This window comes from Acinetobacter sp. ANC 5600 (assembly GCF_002018395.1).
GTDB classification, from domain to species: Bacteria; Pseudomonadota; Gammaproteobacteria; order Pseudomonadales; family Moraxellaceae; genus Acinetobacter; species Acinetobacter amyesii.
Map to the genome: position 1 here is coordinate 1 of NZ_MVKW01000017.1, position 5,228 is coordinate 5,228.

6 protein-coding genes and 1 pseudogene are annotated in these 5,228 nt (G+C 38.4%); 3 read left to right on the forward strand and 4 right to left on the reverse strand.

Annotation, left to right across the window (positions count from 1 at the left end):
- The 3 genes and pseudogenes from B1201_RS16705 to B1201_RS16715 form a co-directional block, all read right to left on the reverse strand.
- A pseudogene (locus B1201_RS16705) lies at positions 1 to 287 on the reverse strand (phage late control D family protein); the annotation flags it as partial.
- A gap of 690 nt (positions 288 to 977) precedes the next feature.
- Positions 978 to 1,541, reverse strand: a complete 564-nt coding sequence (locus B1201_RS16710) for a TetR/AcrR family transcriptional regulator (RefSeq protein ID WP_078194529.1) — start codon at positions 1,539 to 1,541, stop codon at positions 978 to 980.
- 301 nt (positions 1,542 to 1,842) lie between these two features.
- On the reverse strand, positions 1,843 to 2,478 hold the full coding sequence (locus tag B1201_RS16715; RefSeq protein WP_078194530.1) for a cation transporter: 636 nt from the start codon (positions 2,476 to 2,478) through the stop codon (positions 1,843 to 1,845).
- Between the two features lie 76 nt (positions 2,479 to 2,554).
- Here B1201_RS16715 and B1201_RS16720 point away from each other — a divergent pair, with 76 nt between their 5' ends.
- The 3 genes from B1201_RS16720 (at position 2,555) to B1201_RS16730 (ending at position 4,710) form a co-directional block, all read left to right on the forward strand.
- Entirely contained in the window at positions 2,555 to 2,971 is a 417-nt protein-coding gene (locus B1201_RS16720; RefSeq protein ID WP_078194531.1) for a Cd(II)/Pb(II)-responsive transcriptional regulator, read from the forward strand.
- 80 nt (positions 2,972 to 3,051) lie between these two features.
- A complete protein-coding gene (gene yegQ, locus B1201_RS16725; protein WP_078194532.1) occupies positions 3,052 to 4,446 on the forward strand; it encodes a tRNA 5-hydroxyuridine modification protein YegQ in 1,395 nt (464 codons plus the stop codon).
- Between the two features lie 9 nt (positions 4,447 to 4,455).
- Positions 4,456 to 4,710, forward strand: a complete 255-nt coding sequence (locus B1201_RS16730; RefSeq protein ID WP_078194533.1) for a YfhL family 4Fe-4S dicluster ferredoxin — start codon at positions 4,456 to 4,458, stop codon at positions 4,708 to 4,710.
- Positions 4,711 to 4,991: 281 nt separating this feature from the next.
- Here B1201_RS16730 and B1201_RS16735 read toward each other — a convergent pair.
- A partial coding sequence (locus B1201_RS16735; protein ID WP_171263831.1) for an FAD-dependent oxidoreductase occupies positions 4,992 to 5,228 on the reverse strand: 237 nt, incomplete at its 5' end.

Consider the following 5,228-nt stretch of genomic DNA (forward strand, 5'->3'; position numbering starts at 1 on the left):
CCTTGGGTGGCTTCGGTAATAATACCCGTGGTACGGAAGAGTTCGCCCTGATCGGTCACTTGATCAACGGCAACTTGTGCGCCAATAAATTGTTTTAGTGGAATAAGTGCATTAGTAGATAGGCAAATCAAAGTCGCTTGCAGGCCTTGGTTTAAGACATGCTCCCCATCAATACGTTGAATAAAAAGCTCATCATTCAACGCAGGGTTGGAAAATTGCACATGAATGGCACGTTTTTGGGCGGATAGACCCAATTGTTCTAATACAGCAAATATTTTGCCTAACATAATAAAAATTCTAAATTGTAATCATGGAAATAATTTTGCTGCTAGTTTAGTCAAATTCATCAATAAACTTAATGCTTAAAACCATAGAAGATGTTTCGTTATGTAAAATCCACGATTCAAAAATTCACTTAAAAATAAAAAGCTGAGAACCCACGCACTAAATACTTATTGCATATAAAATATTCAAAAAATGGTCTTAGACCATGCACTTGCATCCAACACGTAGCGTCACTCACATAAATGTAAAAATAGTTTTATCATCTAATTTACATCGAGCTTAATGATCAATTTTTTAATATTATCTTTAAAAATAGTGGATTAATTTAAACTTAAGCTAGATTAAAAAACACACAAACCTTTCTTTCCTGTCTTGTAATTCACCTAAGATCCCCTATAATTCAAAAAAACAGACAAGTCTGTCTATTTTGCTGCAAAAACCGAATGAATTTAGCATTCAGAGGGTAAAAATATAAATGAGAGAAAACGTATAAAACGTTCGAAAATCAAATCATTGACTTAAGCTAACAAAGTGAATGATTTGAACGCACAATTGTCAGCAAAGCGCGATTACCCCAAATAATCGCGCTTTTTATTTTCTTAGAATCTTAAAGTATTTGAAAAAAATTGATTGTTAATCAATACAAATAAGTCGTCGCTAGATTTAAACCCTAGATGCCTACAAACAAATTTTTAAGCAGCCAATTCAAAACGAATTAAGGTTTCAACTCGCTTCCAATAATCTGCTAAATGCACTTGGTTGGGGTCAATTTGGGCTTGGATAGTCATGCCATCCAAAATACTACTCAGAAATGCAGCGAGTTGTTCAGTTTGCTGAATGCCCAGATGTTGCAAGGCAGTACTTAGTTTTGATTTGAGCCAGTCTTTATAATCGATCGCAGGTTGTAATGACGAAGGATAAACTTTAGATATTTCTTCTACTGCTTTTTGAAACATACAACCATTAAAATCTGCGGTACGAAACCAAGCATCGTACCAAGCAAAAATGGTTTTAATATGCGAAAGATGGTCTTCTGGATCACATTCTGCAATAGCAGCTTCAAGTGATTCCTGTAAATTAAGATTTCGAATCACGAGACATTCTTCAATTAATTTGGCTTTAGAGGGGAAATATTTATAAAACGTCATTTTAGCAACGCCCGATTCCCCAATAATTCGATCTATACCAATCGAGTTATAGCTATAAGAATTGAAGAGTTGGAGCGCAACGTTAATGATGTCTTGCTTTTTCGACATTTAATTTACCTGATGCACCAATGGGGCCTAAACATAAAGCTTTTAAGGTAGAAAACCTAATTTTTAAACATGATTTTCGCGCGCTATTGTAAAGCATAACTTAATGGGAGTCTGTAGATAAAACTTCAGCATCCCATTAAATACAGTCTGATTTCAGAAGATTTATCGATATAGCAGTCAGGAAAATTTCGTATAAAACTGACTGCTATTTTAATATCAACTAGCGATTTAACGACTATTCCTCTGCGTTAAAAACCTTGCTGAAATGAATGCCATTAACGGTGGATTTAAGAGTAAGTATTTAAGAGCAAGGGGTACTCAGAATATTTTTTTGCTTACGCTCTTGCAGTGCTTTTCGAATCACCTGATAACCGCCCGTTAAACCTAAAATTGCCATGATTGCGGCCACAATCAAATCTGGCCATAGACTGCCTGTACCAAATACCCCAACAGCCGCCAAGATCACCGCGACGTTACCAATCGCATCATTACGGCTACATAGCCAAACAGATTGCATATTGGAGTCACCTTCACGGAAAGCATATAAGACGTATGCACAGATGACATTAGCGGCTAAAGCCAAGATACCAATTATACCCATGGTGATCGGTTCAGGTGCGATCCCATTGGCATAGGCATAGAGCACTTTGGCAATCACCACGATCCCAAACACTGCCATAACAAAACCTTTCACTAAGGCGACTGTTGCACGCCAATATAAGCTGGCGCCAAGCACGGCTAATGAAACTCCATAATTAACAGCATCACCAAAGAAATCTAACGAGTCCGCCCAAAGCGCAGAAGAATGTGCATAAGCCCCGCCAATCAGTTCCACCAAAAACATCATGGCGTTAATGATTAAGGCGATCCAAAGCGCGATACGAAATTTACTGTTGGGTTTGCTTGGTGCTGGCTCATGACTACATGTACATGCCATAAATGTGCTCCAATTTAAAAATCAATGGATTTGTATTATTCTTATTCAAAACTATGGACTCACTCCAAGGTCAAGCATGAACGTACAAAAACATTATTTGATTAAAGAATTGTCCACCAAATCTGGGGTAAGCGTTGACAGTATTCGCTTTTATGAAAAGAAAAAACTGCTGAAACCTAGCTTCCGCGCAGACAACAATTATCGCTATTATGATGAAGAAATGTACAAACGTTTGGTTTTTATTAAGCGCTGTCGAAACCTCGATATTTCTCTCACCGAGATTCAAACCCTGCTTGAACTTGAGCAATCACCTACACAAAGCTGTCATGCCGTGAATGAATTAATTGATAATCACATTCGTCAAGTTTCTGAAAAAATTAAAGAATTAGAAAATTTTAAAATACAGTTAAGTACGCTCCGTGCCAGTTGTAATGAAACCAGCCAAATCAATGATTGCCAAATTTTAAAACATTTGGAAAACGGAATATCTTGAAAACCCAACTAAAATACTTGGTTGAATCCTTTTTTTAGATCACTACAATAAAGCCATAAATTTTTTATGCCTTTATTGACATGACGATTCAACACGTAACCGAACTCCTCTCACCTGCTGGCTCATTGAAAAACATGCGCTACGCTTTTGCTTATGGCGCAGATGCCGTGTATGCAGGTCAGCCGCGATATAGCTTACGTGTGCGCAATAATGCTTTCGACCATGACAATTTAAAAATTGGCATTGAAGAAGCCCATGCTTTAGGTAAAAAGTTTTATGTGGTGGTGAATATCCAACCGCATAACTCAAAACTGAAAAATTTCATCCGTGACCTTGAACCTGTGGTTGCCATGAATCCTGATGCACTGATCATGTCTGACCCTGGTCTGATCATGATGGTGCGTGAACATTTTCCAGAAGTTTCCATTCATTTGTCTGTACAAGCCAATGCGGTGAACTGGGCAACGGTTAAATTTTGGAAAAATATGGGACTGACACGTGTCATTTTGTCACGTGAATTATCAATCGAAGAAATTGAAGAAATTAAACACAATGTACCTGATATGGAAATTGAAGTTTTCGTACATGGTGCATTATGTATGGCTTACTCCGGTCGTTGCTTACTTTCTGGCTATATGAATAAACGTGATGCAAACCAAGGTGCATGTACCAATGCATGCCGTTGGGATTATAAAATTCACGATGCAGTTGAAGATGAAACTGGTGATGTTATTCCAGTCACACAAATTGAAGAATCATCATGCTGCAATAATAAAAATGCCGATGAGCAACACGCCCTAGAACAACACCAATTCGGCGAGCCGGTTTTATTACAACGCAATGAAGAAGACATGTTTGCTGCCGAAGAAGATGAACATGGCACTTATTTCATGAACTCAAAAGACTTGCGTGCTGTACAGCATGTAGACCGTTTAACCAAGATGGGCATTCATTCTTTAAAAATTGAAGGCCGTACCAAGTCTTACTTCTACTGTGCGCGTACCGCTCAAATTTATCGTAAAGCCATCGATGATGCCCTTTCTGGTAAACCGTTTGACCCTGCTCTCATGTCTCAGCTTGAAGGTCTTGCGAACCGTGGTTATACCGAAGGTTTTCTACGCCGCCATGTTCATAGTGAATATCAGAACTATGAAACCGGCTCTTCACGTTTTGATCATCAACAGTTTGTAGGTGAAGTTTTAGAACGCAATGGCGACTCTCTTAAAATCGAAGTGAAAAACCGTTTTGTTGTAGGTGATTCTTTAGAACTGATGACCACTTCAGGCAACATCACCTTCGTTTTAACTGAAATGAAAGATAAAAAAGGTAATCTAATTGACGATGCCAAAGGTTCAGGTCATATCGTGGATATTCCTGTGCCTGCCGATGTCGATATGCGCTATGCCTTACTGATTCGTAACTTACCCAATTCGACAGTGGATATTTCGGCTTCGTCTTTAGCGTATCAGGCTTGAGTTCGCTTTATGGCTTTGTTGATTACAGATAAATGCATCAATTGTGACATGTGTCTACCTGAATGTCCCAATGATGCCATTTATGAAGGCTCAAAGATTTATGAAATTGATGTCGCGCGTTGTACTGAATGTGTCGGTTTCTATGAGCACCAAACTTGCGTTTCAGTTTGTCCGATTGAGTGCATTATTCCGCATCCGGAGCATATCGAAAGCCAAACTGATTTATTGGAGAAGTTTAAGGGTTTGAATTTATTTAAATCTTAAATGCATGGTGTGATTGGCGTAAGACTTGCTTAATCCACTTTATATAGAGAAACAACCTTGGGGAAAGTATAAAAATAAGGTTGTAAAACAAAAATAGCTGGGCAACGAATAGGGTTCAAAATGTGTGGGGACATTTTTGAATCCTAATTTTGCAGAAAAAAAAAGGAACTCCGGTGTTAGCGTCCAAAGTTCCTGTAAAACGAGAATATTAAGAAAAATAATATTCTAATGACAACATTCAGCGCGGCCAGTGTGTTTCTCGAAACACACTGGCCTTTCTTTTATTGACCCGAACGGATGATGTAATCAAAAGCAGACAATGATGCTTTCGCGCCTTCACCTGTTGCAATGATGATTTGTTTGTACGGTACTGTTGTACAGTCACCGGCAGCAAATACACCTTTCACATTGGTTTCGTTGCGCTCGTTAATTACGATCTCACCACGGTTTGAAAGTTCAACTGCTGTTTCTTTTAAGAAATCAGTGTTTGGTAACAAGCCGATTTGTACAAAGATACC